We start from the raw sequence: 15463 nt of genomic DNA on the forward strand, positions 1-15463 counted from the left end.
CTTCAGTCCTTGATCAGGCCGAGCAGACGGGCGGCGTTGCCCTTGAGGATCTTCGGCCGGACCTCGGGCTTGATGTCGAGCTTCTCAAAGTCGGCGAGCCATCGGTCGGGCGTGATGACGGGGTAGTCGGAACCGAAGAGGACCTTGTCCTTGAGCAGGGTGTTGGCGTATCGCACCAGCTGCGGCGGGAAGTACTTCGGGGACCAGCCGGACAGGTCGATGTACACGTGCGGCTTGTGGGTGGCCACCGCCAGGGCCTCGTCCTGCCAGGGGAACGACGGGTGGGCCAGGATGATCCGCAACTGCGGAAAGTCCACGGCGACGTCGTCGATCAGCATGGGACTGGAGTACTTGAGCCTGATGCCGCCGCCGCCCGGGACGCCGGCGCCGATGCCGGTCTGTCCGGTGTGGAACAGCGCGGGCACGCCGAGTTCCTCGATGGCCTCGAACAGCGGGTAGGCGAGCGGATCATTCGGGGAAAACGCCTGGATGCTGGGGTGGAACTTGAAGCCTCGGACGCCGCACTCTGCCACCAGGCGGCGAGCTTCACGCACTCCGGCTCGGCCCTTGTGCGGATCAATGCTGGCGAAGGGGATCAGCACGTCGGCGTGGGCGGCGCAGCTCTCCGCGATCTCCTCGTTCGAGATCCGCGGGTGCCCCGTGGCGTGTTCGGCGTCCACGGTGAACACTACTGCGGCCATGCGGCGTTCACGGTAGTGGTCGGCCATCTCCTCGATCGTCGGCTGCCGGTGTCCGTGGGCCTTGAAGTACTTTTCGGAGGCGCCGAACAGTTCGGGACTCAGAGCTCCGTGACCGTCCTTCGACACTTCGGCGTGCGTGTGGACGTCGATGGCGGTCAGCCGATCGAGGTCGAGCGTGGGGTCGCCCACTTCAGGCCTCCGGTGCCTTGGGTGCGGGAATGCCGTAGGTCTCCGGTTCGGCACCGATGCCGTCATGCCACTCGGCGGCGATGGCGTCGGCGCTCCAGCCGCCGTCGGCGAAGACGACCGCCTTCTCCTTGGGGTGTGCCCACAGCGCCAGTCGGTCGCCACCGGTGCCGATGGCCTGGCCGGTGACGTCCTTGGAGGCCTCCGAGGCCAGGAAGGTGATCAGCCCGGCAACGTCCTCGACGGTGCCGAGGCCCTCGTCCTTGCGCAGCCAGTCCGGCAGCGGGGCGCCGGTGCGCTCGGACTCGGCGACGACCGGTGCGAAGGCGGGAATGGTCTTGGTCATCTCGGTCGCCGCGACGGGTACGACGGCGTTGACGGTGATGCCGGCCTTGGCCAGTTCCATGGCCCAGGTCCGTGCCATGGCGACGATGCCGGCCTTGGCGGCTGCGTAGTTCGTCTGACCGAAGTTGCCCCGCTGTCCGGCAGGTGAGGAGATCAGGATGATGCGGCCACCGGTGCCCTGCTCCCGCATGCGGATGCCGGCCGCCCGGGCGCAGGTGAAGGTGCCGCGCAAGTGGACCCTGACGACGGCGTCGAAGTCGTCGTCGGTCATCTTCCACAACACGCGGTCGCGCAGGATGCCCGCGTTGGTGACGAGCACGTCCAGGCGCCCGAAAGCCTGCACTGCCGCGTCCACAAGTCGCTGGGCCGCTTCGCTGTCACCCACCGCCGCTACGACACCGGTCGCCTTGCCCCCTTGGGCCGTGATGGTGGCGACTGCGGCATCGACCGCGCCCTGGTCGACGTCGTTGACGACGACCGCGGCTCCCGCTGCAGCAAGGGCCTGGGCATACGCCAGTCCGAGGCCGCGTCCGCTTCCGGTGACGACGGCGACTTTCCCATGCAGATCCATGTATGGCACCTCTCGTGAGCTGTGGGTGGGATGCCGAAAGCAAGTACTCACCCGCCGATCGACAGGAATCCTGATGAACGTCAGTGTTCTGGAAGCACAGGATTCCTGTCAATGCCCTAGGGTGGGTGCCAGCCGCTCACGGTGACGTCGAGGAGGAACGACATGAGCGAACCCACACAGAGCACGACCTCGGAAGGGTGAACGTGAGTCCCTCGCTGCTTTACCTGCTCAAGCGAGCCGAGCTCGTGGTCCGCGCACGCCTGGAGGAGCTGCTCAAGCCCGCCGGCATCACAGCGCTGCAGTACACGGCCCTCACGGTCCTGGAGCGGCAGGACGGGGTGTCCGCAGCAAAACTCGCACGTGACTCCTTCGTCACCGCGCAGTCCATGGCCGACATGGTCCACACGTTGGAGAATCGCGGGCTGATCCGTCGCGAACCCAACCCCCAGAACCGTCGGGAGAGGCTCGTCCTGCTCACCGACATGGGGCGTCGGCTGCTGGCCGAGTACGCGGAGCCGGCCAAGAAGCTCGAAGAGCGCCTGGTCACCGACTTGAGCGCTGAGGAGGTCGACCAATTTCGGGACATGCTCAACCGCGCATGGCGGACACTCTCCTGAGGGCGCAGGCCCGTCCGCCGGTGAAGCTGTCGGGACCAGCTCCGGGAGGCGCATCGGTCACCGGCCGCAGGCTCTACTTGAGCGCGAACACGCGAATGACGACGACATCTTCGCCGTCGGGGCGGGCGAGCCCGACAAACACGGTCTCCGCGAGCCACCGTCGCGGGACTGGAACGCCTCCCCTGTCTCGGCCGCGCTCGGGCTGACCGGTGCCCTGTGACATACGGAACCGGGGCGAAGGCCTGCGTCCTGTTCCTGCTCGCGCTGCGGATCCAGGTCGGGTCGGCGGCCGTCGCCACGGCCGTCGGCGCGCTGGTGCTGCTGGTCCTCGAATCGGCTGGCGCTGCCGTCGGCTCGTGGTCGCTCGTGGCGTTCGGTATGGCCCTGTTCGCGCTGGCGCTGGGCGCGGGTGCGGTGGGGCGTGGGCGGCGTGAGGACCGGGTCCGGCTCACCGAGCAGATCGCGACCACCGCGCACGAGCGGGCGCTGCGCACCCCATGACCATCCGCGTATTGATCGTCGACGACCAGGCCATGGTGCGGGACGCCTTCTCCGTACTGCTCGGCGCGCAGCCCGACATCGAGGTGGTCGCCACTGCCGAGGACGGCGCGCACGCGGTGGCGCGCGCCGAGGAACTGGCCCCGGACGTCGTCGTGATGGACATCCGCATGCCCCGCCTCGACGGCATCGAGGCCACCCGCCGCATCACCGCACGCCCCGGATCCGGTACCCGGATCCTGATCCTGACCACGTTCACTCTCGACGAGTATGTGTACGAAGCACTGCGCGCGGGAGCGGCGGGCTTCCTCCTCAAGGACGCCTCCGGGGAAGAACTTGCCCATGCCGTAAGGGTCGTCGCGTCGGGTGACGCCCTGCTCACGCCCGATGTGACCATGCGGCTCATCACCGAGTTCGCCCGCGTGACGAATGAGCCCAAGCGCTCGCCCGGCGTGCGCATCGAGGAGCTCACCCCGCGGGAGACCGAGGTCCTCACCCAGGTCGCGCTGGGCCTGTCCAACACCGAGATCGCGGAGCGGCTGATCATCGCTGAGGAGACGGTCAAAACGCACGTCGGACGCATCCTCATGAAACTGCGGCTGCGCGACCGCACCCAGGCGGCCGTCTTCACATACGAGAGCGGACTCGTGGTGCCCGGCACCACACCCCGCTGACGTACCCCTCACCCCACAGAGCCAGACCACTACTTGGCTCTGCCGGGGGACGCCCGGCAGAGGTGCGGAACGTGATGCTGGTGGTGCATCGGGGAGCGGGCAGCACCGCCCCCCAACCCCACCCACCACAGGAGCAGCGCCATGTCCGCGTCCGCGCCCCCGAACCCTCTTCAGCCGACCACCCGGCGCCCCGCCCGGCCCGGCCCCGTCCGCCGGACCTTGCGCCTCGCTCTCGCCGTGTTCGCGTCGTTCCTAGCCTTCCTCATCGGCGCGATCATGTTGGGCGCCTATATCCCGGCAATCCCGAAAGCGGGCATCATCGGCCCCGTCCTGGGTGGCCAATACCCTTTCCACATGGCCCTGTTCGGGCTCTTGGGGCTCGCCCTCGGAGTGCTGGTCCGGCGCTGGGGCCTGGTGCGCTGGGGACAGGCCCTGGCCGCAGTCACTGCCCTGTCGACGGGCGCCGCGCTCGGCGGAGCCGTCCAGTTCACCGCGGCGCAGAAAGAGGGCACGGATGTCTCCTTCGGCGACATCTTCACCCAGCTCGCCTACCCCGGCGTAGCCCCCGACGCCTCCCCGACGTACGCCGTGCGCGACGGCGAGCACTTGAAGGCGGACATCTACCTGCCCAAGGGTGCCCGTGGCGGCACGGCGGACAAGGTTCCCGCGATCGTGCTCGCGCACGCGGGTGGCTTCCACACTTTCGACGAGAGCGACCTGCGCGGCACCGGGCGCTGGCTGGCCGACCATGGCATCGCCGCGATAGCGGTCGACTACCGTCTGGCCACACCCGACCGCCCCACCTGGGACAAGGCGCCCCAGGACCTTGTCACCGTGCTGCAATGGGTTGAAGACCACGCCGACCGCTACGGCATCGACGTCGACCGCATCTCCATGGGCGGCATGTCAGCCGGTGGCACCCTCGCCATGGACACCGCCTACCGTCTGCAGAAGGGCACCCTCAAGGCCACCGACGGTCGCACGCCCAAGCCCCCGGCCTCCGTCGTCGGCTTCTACCCCGGAACCGGCGTCACGGACATGTGGCGGCGCGACGTGGGAGGCTCACGCGAGGCCGCAGAACTGTTCACCGGCGGCGCGCCCGAGCAGTACCCCGACCGCTACCGCGAGGTGTCTCCGACCGCCCAGGTCACCGAAGGGCTCCAGCGGACGCTGCTCGTCGTCGGCGACCGCGACCGCAGCGCGCCGCCCCGGACGGTGAAGGATCTCGGTGCCGCTCTGCGCGCCAAGGGCGTCGACACCACGGTCAAGGAACTTCCCTTCGCGGAGCACGCCTTCGACGACGCCTACTGGAGCATTACCTCTCAGACCAGCCGGTACATCCTGCGCGACTTCCTGACCCGATGACCCAGCGCCTCGTTGCCCCGCCTCGCTCGACGAGGCAACAAAGACGTCACGGTGTGACGGTGTACTCGGTGAATCCGCCGCACGCCTCGAAACCAAGGCGACGGTAAACGGGTTCACCATCCGAGGACGCCTGCAGGACCAGCGTGCGGTAACCCGCGTCGTAGGCAGTGCGCAGGGTCGCCAGGGTCATGGCGCCGCCGTATCCGCGTCGGCGGTGAGCCGCCAGGGTCGCGATGTTGTAGATCCCGGCGACCTTCCCGTGCAGGAAGACCTCGGCCGAGCTGACCGGTTCGCCGTTGACGTAGCCGACCAGGTAGCGGGCGGGGCAGCCGGGGGTGAGTGCCCACTCGGCGGCATCGGCGAAGAAGCGGCGCACAGTGGCGGCCGGCGGATCCCAGTTGGCGGCCAGGACGGTCGCGTAGTCGGAGAGCTGCCCGGGGGTCGTCACAGGACGGATGTCCAAGCCCTGAAGGTGCGGTTGGGGCGGTGCCGCGTTCAGTTCCGTCCACATGCCCGTCTCGGTCTCGGATGCCTTGAGACCGGCATCTTCGAGCAGTGAGGCCAGTTGTGAGGGTGCGGAGGCCGGGCCCACCCACCAGGAGAAGGGGCGCCCCGTCGCGGCGAGGGCCTGGACCGTCTCCCTGACCCGGGTCTGGGCGGTGTCCGCGCGCAGTCTCGCCGCCGCGACGATGTTGAACGTGTCGTCGGCCAGTCCGCTGTCGGCGATCAGGAGGTCGTCCGTCTCCGTGACGGTCGGGCCCGGCATGTGACGGTGCAGGTGACACGCATGCTCGGCAAGGTTCCGTTCCATCTCGACCAGCAGATCGGGAACACCGCCATGGGGGTACTTGGCTGCTTTCACGGAGGTCATCGCATCATGACCGTTATCGATGCGCACGGGAATTTCTCCTTCGCCGGCCCGGACCCGGGCCGGTCGTCAGCCGGAGTCGTCACGGCGGAAGGGGCCGTGGAGCGCGGCCCATTGGAGCAGGATAACGGTCTTGGCGTCGGCGATGGCGCCGCTGCTGATCATCGCGAGGGCGTCGGTGAAGAGGAGCTCCACGGTGGTGATGTCCTCACCCTCGGCCGCGACACCGTGCTTGGCAGCCGAGGCCGGGGCGTTGTAGGGGGCCGCGTAGAAGTACAGGCGTTCGGTGACCGAGCCTGGGCTCATGTAGAGATCGAAGACGCTCTCGGGTGCGCCGATGTCATGTCCGGTCTCCTCGGCGGCCTCGCGACGGATCGCTTCCAGAGGGCTGTCCCCGTCCAGCAGCCCGGCGGCGGTCTCGACCAGCATGCCGTCAGGGTGCCCGTTGACGTAAGCCGGCGGGCGGAACTGGCGGGTGAGCAGGACAGTACGGCGTTCGGCGTTGTACAGCAGGATCGTCGCACCGTCGCCGCGGTCGTAGGTCTCGCGCTGCTGGCGGCTCCAGTGTCCGTCGCTGTGCTGGTAGTGGAAGGTGGTCTTCCGCAGGACGTACCAGTCGCAGGACAGCACCTCGACCTCGCTCTTCGGGCTGCCGGCCGCCGACCGGGGACGGCGGCGCCCGCGCCGGTCGGCGTCACCCCGCGTGGCGGTGGTGGATCCGCGGATCCCCGTCCCGGCCACCACGTTCGGCCCCGACGCGCGGCTGCGACTCGTCCACCTCACCATGGCGCTCCTGGTGCTCTTCAGCACGGTCGAGGTCTACGTCCCCTACTTCGGGCAGCACCTCCAGGGACTCGGGCCGCTTGCAGCCGGATACCTCGGCGCCATCCTGGCCGCCGGCTGGACGCTCGGCTCGATCGTGTGCAGTGGCATGTCTCACCGCAGTGGATTGATCACCGGCATCGGTCCGGTCTTCTCCCTGATCGGTCTTGTCGGGCTTTTCTTCGCCGGTCCGGTGCACTCGGGCGCGGTCACGGCAGTTGCGGCGGTGGGCGTCGCGCTGCTCCTACTGGGCTGGGGTATCGGCATGGCATGGCCTCATCTGCTCACCCGTGTCCTGCAGTTGACGCCGGAGGAGGACCAGGACCTCGCCGGTTCCTCGGTCACGACGATCCAGCTCACCGCGACCGCATTCGGATCGGCGCTCGCAGGAACGGTCGCCAATGTCATCGGATTCTCCGGCAGCGCGGGCGCCGGCGACCTGCAAAGCACCGCACGCTGGATGTTCGGCCTGTTCGCCGTCGCCCCCCTGGCCGCCGTGATGACCGCACGGTACGCCCGCCACTGACCCACTCCACCGGGAGTCCTCCCGGTGACCCGGAAACCCCCGAGAGGACGGCCCACATGGGCTCAGCGGGGGGAGACGCGCAGTGAGCTCTCCAGGGGGACGCGGAACTGCGCTCGCACCGCCCAGCCGATGCGGGAGCATCACTGGCCCGACTCGAGGAATGCACGTCATGCCCAACCATGCCCGTGCGGGCGAGCGCACTGCTCCGGCGGGACCCCGTCGACTGCGGTGACCGCCCCAGACCTTGGTGGCACTTGTGGCCGGCCGCATCCCTGACGATGACTGGTGCGGACCCTGACAGCGCGGCTACTGGCCGCCGCACACCGTCGCGTCGCTGGTGGCGCTGGGGTGGCTGGTTGCCGGCTGGAGATGACCGCCGAGGGACGCGGCCCGGTCACGGAAGCGTGTCAGACCTTCGTGGGCGCTCACGTCCCAGGGCTGCACCGCGCGGAGTGGCAGTGCCGAACGGACAACGAGCGCAGTTACCGCCATGACCAAGCTGCTGGCATGCGACTCGAGGGCGTGGTACGCGAGTGCTTGCCTTACGGCGAAACCCGTCACGACGAGCAGATCTGGGCGATTCTCACCCCCGAATGGCGAGCCCGTCCTCAGCGACCTCGAACTCTGCCCGCTGGCATGGCGTGGCCCCCTGACCATCGCCGACCTGAACTGGTCGGCGTTCACCTCGACATGCCCTTGCCACTGGCTGACGCCTGGGGTTCGGGCTGCCGGTGATGGCAGAGCTTTCGGCTGTCACGTGACGCTGGTCGCGACGTCGCCGCTTGGCTCTGTCCACGAGTCACTCGGTTCTGGCACAGATCTTGGGGAGCGGTCGCAGAACGTAACGGCAGCGTTCGATTGCGAGGGTTCGGGTTCGCGTGAGACCGCGCATACCGTGCCGTCCTACAAGTGAAAGTGACGCTTCGTCAGGTACGTGACAGTCTCCGCCGTAGTCCGCTGTGGTCGGTGACGGTACTGGTCATGCAGACCGACACATCATTGTGGGACTCTCTCGTATTCGGCGGGATCGACGACGTGGACGTCGAGGCAGTGACCGCTGCCTTCGGCACGGTCGACGTGACGGCCAGAGGCCGGGCAGCTGGCGCGGCATGTCCGGACTGCGGCCGGTTCTCGGACCGGGTGCACGACTCCTACCAGCGCAGGCTGAAGGATCTTCCGCTCGGCGGGCAGAGCGTCATGATCCGGCTGACGGTCCGGCGCTTTATCTGCGGTGCAGGCGACTGCCCGCGCCGTACCTTCGCCGAGCCGTTCGCTCGACTGACCACCCCATACGCCCGCTTCACCACACGGCTCAACCACGTCCTGGAACGTGTCGGGCTCGCACTCGCCGGACGGGCCGGCGCCCGCCTGGCAGGCCAACTTGGCATCACTGCGGGGCGGATGACTTTGCTGCGCAGGGTCATGGCACTGCCGGATCCGCAGTTCAGCACGCCACGCGTGCTGGGTGTGGACGACTTCGCGATCCGCCGGGGGCAGAGCTACTCCACCGTCTTGACCTGCGGAGAAACCCATCGTGTGGTCGATGTGCTCCCGACCCGCGCCGCGGGGCCGCTGGCCGCCTGGCTGACCACCCACCCGGGCGTGGAGATCATCTGCCGGGACCGGGCGGGCGCCTACGCCGAGGGCGCCCGGCTCGGCGCCCCCGATGCCCTCCAGGTCGCCGACCGGTTCCACCTGTGGCAGGGCCTCGGCCGGGCCGTGGAGACCTGCGTCGCGGCTCACAGGGAGTGCTTACGAGCATCGGCACCGCTCAAGGCGACGAGCGACGACACTCCTCCGGACGGCTCGGAGCGTGCCGGCCGGGAGCCGGTCGGCAGGCGGGCCCAGCGCAAGAAGGCCGCGCACGCCCTGGTCCATGAGTTGCTCGGGCAGGGCCACTCGCGCCGGGCGATCGCCCGTCACCTGGGCTGGGGCCTCAACACCGTGCTGCGCTACGCGCGCGCCGCGCACTGGCAGGACACCCTGCGCGAGAACCGCCCCCGGCCCAGCAGGCTGGACCCCTACAAGCCGTACCTGGAGCGGCGGTTCGCCGCGGGCTGCTCGAACGTCACCCTCCTGCACCGCGAGCTCCTCGCCGAGAACGCCCCCGTCACCTATCAGATGGTCCGCGCCTACATCGCCACTCTGCGCGCCGCCCCACCGCAGGCACCGCCCCCTCCGCCGACGGTGCGGCAGGTGACCGGCTGGCTCACCCGCCACCCCACAGCCCTGAGCGAGGAAGACCGCGCCGCACTGAAGGACGTCCTGGCCCGATGCCCCGAGCTGGACGCGGCCGCAGGGTACGTCCGCGACTTCGGCGAGATGATGGCCCACCGCCGCGGTGCCACGCTCCCTGCCTGGATCGACGCTGTTGACGGCAGTCAGCTGCCGGGTCTCACCGGCTTCGCCCTCCACCTGCTCCGGGACCTCGACGCCGTGACGGCCGGCCTCACCGTGCACTGGAGCTCCGGCGGCACCGAGGGTGCCGTGAACCGCATCAAAAAGATCAAGAGGCAACTCTACGGACGAGCGGGATTCAACCTGCTTCGCAAGATGATCCTGCTGCAGTGACCCACCCTCGATATTCGAGTGAACGTGCGGAAGGGGCTGCGTAGGGTGACGAGCGTGGACCCAGCTGACTTCTACACCGGCATCGTCGCGGAACTCTACGGACCGCTGAAGTCCTTCTCCCAGGACGCCGAGCCCTACGCAGCCTTCATTCAGCAAGTCGGCATGCCGGCACTGGAGCTGGGGTGCGGAGACGGTGATCCCCTGCTCGAACTGCGCCGACGCGGCCTGGACGTCGACGGCGTCGACTCCTCCGCCGACATGCTGGAGCGGCTCCGGCGCCGGGCAGACGAACAAGGCATCCATGCCAACGTGTTCCACCAGCGCATGGAGGCTTTGAACCTGCCCCGCCGCTACCGGGCCATCTTCCTCGCCGGGCCGACCTTCACCCTGCTCCCCGACGACGCCACAGCGCTCGCCGCCCTGCGCGGCATCCGCGCTCACCTGGCCGAGGGCGGCACCGCACTGGTGCCCCTGTTCACCCCGGCACCAACCCCCGCCGAACAGATCGGCCGGGTCCGCACGGCCGCCGCACCCGACGGCGCCGAACTCCGGGTATCCGTCGTCGCCGAGCAACGCGACGAGACCGCCCGGACACAGACGACACTTCTACGCTACGAACGGCACCACGGCTCAGACAGCACCATCGAAGAGCGCCCGTGGGTCATGCATTGGTACACCCGGGAGCAGTTCGAGAAGCTGGCCACGACCGTCGGCCTGACCGTGACCGCCGTCACCGATCTGGACGGCAAGCCCGCCCCTGCTGATGTCACCGACCTGCTGCACTTCCGACTCCAAGCCACCTGACCACCTGCCTCTGAGAAGGTCCGGGATCACCCTCCGTGACCGCTCCCCAAGATCTGTGCCAGAACCCGAGTGACGGGAGCGTTTGACGGTCAGTTCTGGCAGCGCCCCGTGATCGCGTGATTCGGTGTCGATGAGTTTTGTCATCAACGGAGCCAGCCGCTGCCTTTCTCACTGAAATGATGCAGGCCGCACATGAACTGAATGGCCCCACGCTCGCCGCGGACATCCCGCTCGGCCCGGGCGATGAGAATGACCCTTGCCACGGAACTGATCACGAGCGTGGTGATCGCCTCGGCCCACTTCTCGGGCACTCCCAAGTCCGCCAGGGCACGGGCCACGAGTCCGGTCCAAGTGGCGAAAACGGCGGCTGCGGCCCTCACGGGTGGACGCGGTGGACTCCGCCCAGCCCACCGGTTCGTTGACCTGCTGCCTCTTGCCACCGAGAAAGTAGCGCTGGAGCGAACCGCCGGGAGTCTCGGCGTGGGCGGCCACCTTGCGTATGCCGTGGGGATGCGCCGTCGCGCCGGATGAGTTGATCCGCGCTGAAACCCATCCACTTGCGCGGGCCCTCTTCGGACACCGCCGTGTTCGAGCTCGCGAGTCCTGCTGCACCACCTTATGACAGCCGTCATAGGACAGGCTACTATGACCGCTGTCATGGCCCGTGGTGACCGTGGTGGCGACGGCTCGGCCTGCCCCGTGGGCCGGGAAAGGCGGTGCAACGTGTACGTCGGTTTTGTCGGACTCGGGGTCATGGGACAGCCCATGGCCCTCAACCTCGCCCGCGCCGGAACGCCCCTCGTCGTGTGGAACCGCACGCCCGCCAGGGTCGAACCGCTGCGCGCGGCCGGCGCCGAGGTCGCGGCGAACCCCGCCGAGGTCTTCGACCGGGCCGAGACCGTGATCCTCATGCTGGCGACGAGAACGCCATCGACGAGGTGCTGGGGCGCGGGACCCCGGACTTCGGCCGCGTCGCCGGGCGCACCGTGGTCCACATGGGCACGACGTCAGCCGAGTACTCGGGCAGCCTGCAGGACGACATCCGGGCTGCGGGCGGCCGGTACGTCGAGGCCCCGGTCTCCGGTTCTCGCGTCCCTGCCGAGCAGGGCCAACTGGTAGGGATGCTGGCGGGTGATGACGACGTCGTGGCGGCCGTGCGGCCTCTGCTCGCGCCCATGTGCCACGAGGTGTTCGGCTGCGGCGCAGTCCCGGGCGCGCTACTGATGAAGTTCTCGGCGAACCTGTTCCTGATCACGATGGTCACGGGCCTGACCGAGGCGTTCCACTTCGCCGACCGGCATGGGCTCGACCAGCGCCTGCTGCGGGAGGTCCTGGGCGCCGGCCCCCATGGCCAGCGCTGTCTCCCGCGTGAAGGCGCCGAAACTGCTGGCCCGCGACTTCACCGTCCAGGCGGCCGCCGCGGATGTCCTGAAAAACAACCGGCTGATCGCGGAGGCCGCCCGCAAGGCCGATCTGGCTTCTCCGCTCCTCGACGTGTGCCACGCTCTCTACAGCGAGACCGTCGAGCGGGGGCACGGCGGCGAGGACATGGTGGCCGTAGTGCGCGCTCTGGAGGCCCGGACCGACGGCACTGGCTCCGCAGCCTGCCGCATCACCGACGAACACGAGGAGCGAGCATCTTGATCTCGGCGAGCACTTCACGCTCTCCGCCGGCACCCCAGCGGTCGTCGCACTCCATGCAGTCGACGGGTGTCTGTTCGGCGACGGCGACGGTCCGGTCCAGCAGTTCCTCGGCTGGCACCAGCTCATCCCACACGGCCAGGTACCCACCGACGCCACTCGCAGCAGCTCAAGGCCCGCTCTGCCCAGTGGTGATGACGGCAACTGCCTGTACGGACAAGGAGGTCGTTCATGGATGGCAATGCCGAGCAGCTCCCGGCCTGGGTGACCTGGCGGCGCAGACCCTTTCCCGACGCCAACCTGCTCCTGCTGCACGGGCGCCAACCGGCCCTGGTAGACAGTGGGTTCGTCGGCCACGCACAAGACACGGTCGCCTGGGCACGCGCGCACGCGGGGAACGTGGCGCTCGTCGTAAATACCCACTGGCACTCCGACCACGTCGGAGGCAACACGCTGCTGCAGGCCATGGGCGCCGGCATCGCGGCAAGCACACCGGACGCCCAGGCCGTCACCCGGCGACATCCGGGTTGCTGCCTGGCCGAGTACCTCGACCAGCCGGTCAGCCCCTACACCGTCGACGAACCACTCCACGACCGGCAGATCCTCCGGCTCGGCGACGCCGACTGGGAGGTCGTGCACACACCCGGACACACCCCCGGTCACCTGGCGTTGTGGCAGCCCGAGGAGCGGCTGCTGGTGGTCGGAGACGCCTTGTCGGACTACGACGTCGGCTGGGTCAACCTCGCGCTCGACGGACCCGACGCCAGCTTGGCCGCACTGACCTCCCTGCACCGGATGGCCGACCTCAAGGCCCGAGTGCTGCTGCCTGCACACGGACCGGTTCCCGCCGACCCGAGCGCCGCGTTCGCTGCCGCGACGCGCCGCGCACAGCGCCTCGTCGACGACCCGGCCGGCGCGGTATGGTACGGCGCACGCCGAATCTTCGCCTTCGCCCTCATGATCCGCGGCGGGATTTCCACCACCGAGGTCGAGCCCTACCTGCACGCCCGGGCCTGGCTGAGGGACGCAGCACAGCTGCTGGGCAACACACCAGAGACCCTCGCCGCCGAACTGGTCGACACGATGCTCCGCAGCGGCGCCATCGTCCTGCGCGACGGGCAGCTGCATGCGACCGCCGAGCATACGCCCGTCGCGGCCGAATCCCTGCGGGTGCCGTTTCCCCGCGCGTGGCCTGCCGCAGTGGCCAGGAGTGGAACCCGGCGTTGGACTTGCCCTACGCAGCCAGCGCCATGATTGCACGGTTGCCGTCGTCAGCCCCTCGGCCGCGTTGATCAGGAGACTGAAGATGACCCGGAACAGGGCCTGGCCGTCGGCCGCAGGCGACCTCGAAGCCGCCTGCGGCCGTGACCTGCGTGGAAGGTACCGCCCGCCGCTGGTGAGCCGGGCCCGTGCTACTCGGGCGGCGCCATGCTGGGTGACGTTACGTAGATAGCCCCCACAGGTTCATGCGGCTGAGGAGACCTGGAGAGCCTTGTATGGCCCGCCGCCTTTGTCGACGGACCGTCACGTTATCTCAGGGGGGCCGAAAAATCCTGCCTATTCAATGAACGGAACATCGACCGCCCACCCGAAGATGGGGATCCCATCTCTATGGCGTCTCAGGCGCTCCGTGGGTGTTGGCGGATGGCACACCGACGACCAGCGGCAGTCACGACGTTCCCTGTGCGGCGGACGGACGCCTCCTCCTCAGCCAGCCTCACGGAGGTGGGGGCAGACCGCTGGCAGCAGCCGGTGCAAGGGACGCGGCGATCACTTCTCGATGAGCGGGAACGCGGTCGCGGCGACGAGCAGGATCGCCATGCTCACGTTGACGATGCGAGCTGGGCGAGGCGCACGCAGCAGCGGGGTAAGCGCGGCTCCCGCGAAGAGCCATGCACCGTTGATCAGGACGATCATGACCGTCAGAAGCACCAGTTTCAACGCAGCGTCGGCAGCCGCGCTCTCTGCAAGGCTTGCTGTGCTGAAAACCGCCGCGATCGCGATCCAAGCCTTCGGATTGGCGATTCCCAGCAGTGCACCACCAGCCAATGACGGGGAACGGCTTGGGGCCGCGTTTTGGGACAGCGGCGGCGCGGTCATGATGTTGTAGGCCAGCCACCCGATGTAGACAATCGAGGTGGCGAGCAGTCCGAGACGCAAAGAAGGGACAGCCAGCAGTGCGGCTGTAACGCCCGTAGCCACGGCGAAGAGAACAGCGGTCGTTCCGATGACAATCCCCATGAGATAAGCGAAACTGCGCCTGACCCCGTAGGCAGATCCGGCCGCCACGAGGCTGAGCGTTGCAGGCCCGGGACTGCCCATGACTGCCAGTGCCACGAGGAGAAGCGGCCCGGCGGATGTCCAGTGAATTGCTGTCGACGCCGAAGTCGCGTACTGATAGCTTTGGATCATGTCAGGGACCGTAGACCTACTGGAGTCCCTCGGTCTTGAACGATCGTGCACGACTTCGCGAGACTCGATCAGGTTCGGGCAGGGCTTTCGAGGCATTGACAGGGCTGAGGTGCGACTCGCCGTGCATGCATTCGGACCTCATCGCCATGACGACTACGCCATCGGGATCACGACTGCAGGCGTCCAAAAGTTCAAGTATCGCGGGGGCATTCATTTTTGCGTGCCCGGCCAGATGCACATCCTGCATCCCGACGAGGAGCATGACGGGGGCCCGGGAACCGATGAAGGCTTCGCCTATCGAATCTTTTACATTGCAGCCGAGGCGATACGTGCAGCGCTTGGCGACAAAGAATTGCCCTTTGTTTCCGAACCGGTACAGGATCCAGTCGGCCAGCTCTGTTCGATAAAGTCCTGGCTCGCCGATATCGACGATCCTATCAGAGATCTTTCACATGTCGATATTACCGCAATAATCGCCGATTCTCTGGCCACTCTTGCACATCCTTCCAAAGTCATGAATTACGGGTTCATCGATATACGAGCCGTCGACTTGGCCCGCGAATATCTGTCGGCACACGCCTGCGAGCAAACCTCCGCGGCGACGCTGGAACAAATCACTGGCCAGGACAGGTACACGCTCAGCCGTCAATTCCGCCGAGCGTTCGGTACAAGCCCCGACCGCTACCGCACCTTGCGCAGGGTTGCGCTGGCACGTAAGGCCATCGAGCTTGGCGAACCAATCGCCCAAGTGGCGACGGAGACAGGATTTGCCGACCAGAGTCATCTGACTCGGCAATTCAAGAGAACCTACGGCATCACACCGGCCATTTGGGCTTCACTTACCCAGAATGCAGCGGCTTGA

At 68.0% G+C, this 15463-nt stretch carries 17 protein-coding genes and 1 pseudogene; 10 read left to right on the forward strand and 8 right to left on the reverse strand.

Annotation, left to right across the window (positions count from 1 at the left end; translation table 11 throughout):
• Nucleotides 1-2: 2 nt before the first annotated feature.
• Together ACFY4A_RS15030 and ACFY4A_RS15035 are read right to left on the reverse strand one after the other, a co-directional pair.
• Entirely contained in the window at nt 3-890 is an 888-nt protein-coding gene (locus ACFY4A_RS15030; protein WP_390829863.1) for an amidohydrolase family protein, read from the reverse strand.
• A 1-nt stretch (nt 891) separates the two neighbouring features.
• Nucleotides 892-1812, reverse strand: a complete 921-nt coding sequence (locus ACFY4A_RS15035) for an SDR family oxidoreductase (RefSeq protein WP_390829864.1) — start codon at nt 1810-1812, stop codon at nt 892-894.
• Nucleotides 1813-2006: 194 nt separating this feature from the next.
• Between ACFY4A_RS15035 and ACFY4A_RS15040 the strand changes: the two genes are divergently transcribed.
• The 4 genes from ACFY4A_RS15040 to ACFY4A_RS15055 all read left to right on the forward strand — a co-directional run bounded on the left by ACFY4A_RS15040 (nt 2007) and on the right by ACFY4A_RS15055 (nt 4957).
• Nucleotides 2007-2420: a MarR family winged helix-turn-helix transcriptional regulator gene (locus tag ACFY4A_RS15040; protein ID WP_390829865.1), complete on the forward strand. Its 414-nt coding sequence runs from the start codon at nt 2007-2009 to the stop codon at nt 2418-2420.
• A gap of 216 nt (nt 2421-2636) precedes the next feature.
• Nucleotides 2637-2921: a hypothetical protein gene (locus tag ACFY4A_RS15045; protein ID WP_390829866.1), complete on the forward strand. Its 285-nt coding sequence runs from the start codon at nt 2637-2639 to the stop codon at nt 2919-2921.
• Entirely contained in the window at nt 2918-3592 is a 675-nt protein-coding gene (locus ACFY4A_RS15050) for a response regulator (protein ID WP_390829867.1), read from the forward strand. Before ACFY4A_RS15045 ends, ACFY4A_RS15050 begins: the two co-directional genes overlap by 4 nt.
• Before the next feature lie 141 nt (nt 3593-3733).
• Nucleotides 3734-4957: an alpha/beta hydrolase gene (locus ACFY4A_RS15055; protein ID WP_390829868.1), complete on the forward strand. Its 1224-nt coding sequence runs from the start codon at nt 3734-3736 to the stop codon at nt 4955-4957.
• A 46-nt stretch (nt 4958-5003) separates the two neighbouring features.
• Here ACFY4A_RS15055 and ACFY4A_RS15060 read toward each other — a convergent pair whose 3' ends face one another.
• Nucleotides 5004-5768: a GNAT family N-acetyltransferase gene (locus ACFY4A_RS15060; protein WP_390829911.1), complete on the reverse strand. Its 765-nt coding sequence runs from the start codon at nt 5766-5768 to the stop codon at nt 5004-5006.
• 126 nt (nt 5769-5894) lie between these two features.
• A complete protein-coding gene (locus ACFY4A_RS15065; protein WP_390829869.1) occupies nt 5895-6569 on the reverse strand; it encodes an NUDIX domain-containing protein in 675 nt (224 codons plus the stop codon).
• Between ACFY4A_RS15065 and ACFY4A_RS15070 the strand changes: the two genes are divergently transcribed.
• Nucleotides 6538-7173: an MFS transporter gene (locus ACFY4A_RS15070; RefSeq protein ID WP_390829870.1), complete on the forward strand. Its 636-nt coding sequence runs from the start codon at nt 6538-6540 to the stop codon at nt 7171-7173. The genes ACFY4A_RS15065 and ACFY4A_RS15070 overlap by 32 nt on opposite strands.
• A gap of 306 nt (nt 7174-7479) precedes the next feature.
• Here the strand turns inward: ACFY4A_RS15070 and ACFY4A_RS15075 are convergent, their stop codons facing one another.
• Entirely contained in the window at nt 7480-7602 is a 123-nt protein-coding gene (locus tag ACFY4A_RS15075; RefSeq protein WP_390829871.1) for a hypothetical protein, read from the reverse strand.
• Nucleotides 7603-8139: 537 nt separating this feature from the next.
• On the opposite strand from ACFY4A_RS15075, the gene ACFY4A_RS15080 reads away from it, so the two are divergent.
• Together ACFY4A_RS15080 and ACFY4A_RS15085 are read left to right on the forward strand one after the other, a co-directional pair.
• On the forward strand, nt 8140-9744 hold the full coding sequence (locus ACFY4A_RS15080; RefSeq protein WP_390829872.1) for an ISL3 family transposase: 1605 nt from the start codon (nt 8140-8142) through the stop codon (nt 9742-9744).
• 54 nt (nt 9745-9798) lie between these two features.
• Nucleotides 9799-10548 (forward strand): class I SAM-dependent methyltransferase, encoded by a 750-nt coding sequence (locus ACFY4A_RS15085; protein WP_390829873.1) that lies wholly within the window; start codon nt 9799-9801, stop codon nt 10546-10548.
• 143 nt (nt 10549-10691) lie between these two features.
• Here ACFY4A_RS15085 and ACFY4A_RS15090 read toward each other — a convergent pair whose 3' ends face one another.
• Nucleotides 10692-10859 carry a hypothetical protein gene (locus ACFY4A_RS15090; protein ID WP_390829874.1) on the reverse strand — a complete coding sequence of 56 codons (168 nt, stop codon included), beginning with the start codon at nt 10857-10859 and terminating at the stop codon, nt 10692-10694.
• A 412-nt stretch (nt 10860-11271) separates the two neighbouring features.
• Here ACFY4A_RS15090 and ACFY4A_RS15095 point away from each other — a divergent pair.
• A pseudogene (locus tag ACFY4A_RS15095) lies at nt 11272-12192 on the forward strand (NAD(P)-dependent oxidoreductase).
• Here the strand turns inward: ACFY4A_RS15095 and ACFY4A_RS15100 are convergent.
• Nucleotides 12161-12310, reverse strand: a complete 150-nt coding sequence (locus tag ACFY4A_RS15100) for a hypothetical protein (protein WP_390829875.1) — start codon at nt 12308-12310, stop codon at nt 12161-12163. The pseudogene ACFY4A_RS15095 and the gene ACFY4A_RS15100 sit on opposite strands and share 32 nt — an antisense overlap.
• Before the next feature lie 110 nt (nt 12311-12420).
• On the opposite strand from ACFY4A_RS15100, the gene ACFY4A_RS15105 reads away from it, so the two are divergent.
• Nucleotides 12421-13443: an MBL fold metallo-hydrolase gene (locus ACFY4A_RS15105; protein ID WP_390829876.1), complete on the forward strand. Its 1023-nt coding sequence runs from the start codon at nt 12421-12423 to the stop codon at nt 13441-13443.
• Between the two features lie 516 nt (nt 13444-13959).
• Here ACFY4A_RS15105 and ACFY4A_RS15110 read toward each other — a convergent pair.
• On the reverse strand, nt 13960-14601 hold the full coding sequence (locus tag ACFY4A_RS15110) for a LysE family translocator (protein ID WP_390829877.1): 642 nt from the start codon (nt 14599-14601) through the stop codon (nt 13960-13962).
• On the opposite strand from ACFY4A_RS15110, the gene ACFY4A_RS15115 reads away from it, so the two are divergent.
• The gene (locus ACFY4A_RS15115; RefSeq protein ID WP_390829878.1) at nt 14600-15463 is read left to right on the forward strand and encodes an AraC family transcriptional regulator; all 864 of its coding nucleotides are present in this window, start codon (nt 14600-14602) and stop codon (nt 15461-15463) included. The two genes, ACFY4A_RS15110 and ACFY4A_RS15115, sit on opposite strands and share 2 nt — an antisense overlap.

This window comes from Streptomyces sp. NPDC001292 (assembly GCF_042896465.1).
Lineage (GTDB): Bacteria > Actinomycetota > Actinomycetes > Streptomycetales > Streptomycetaceae > Streptomyces.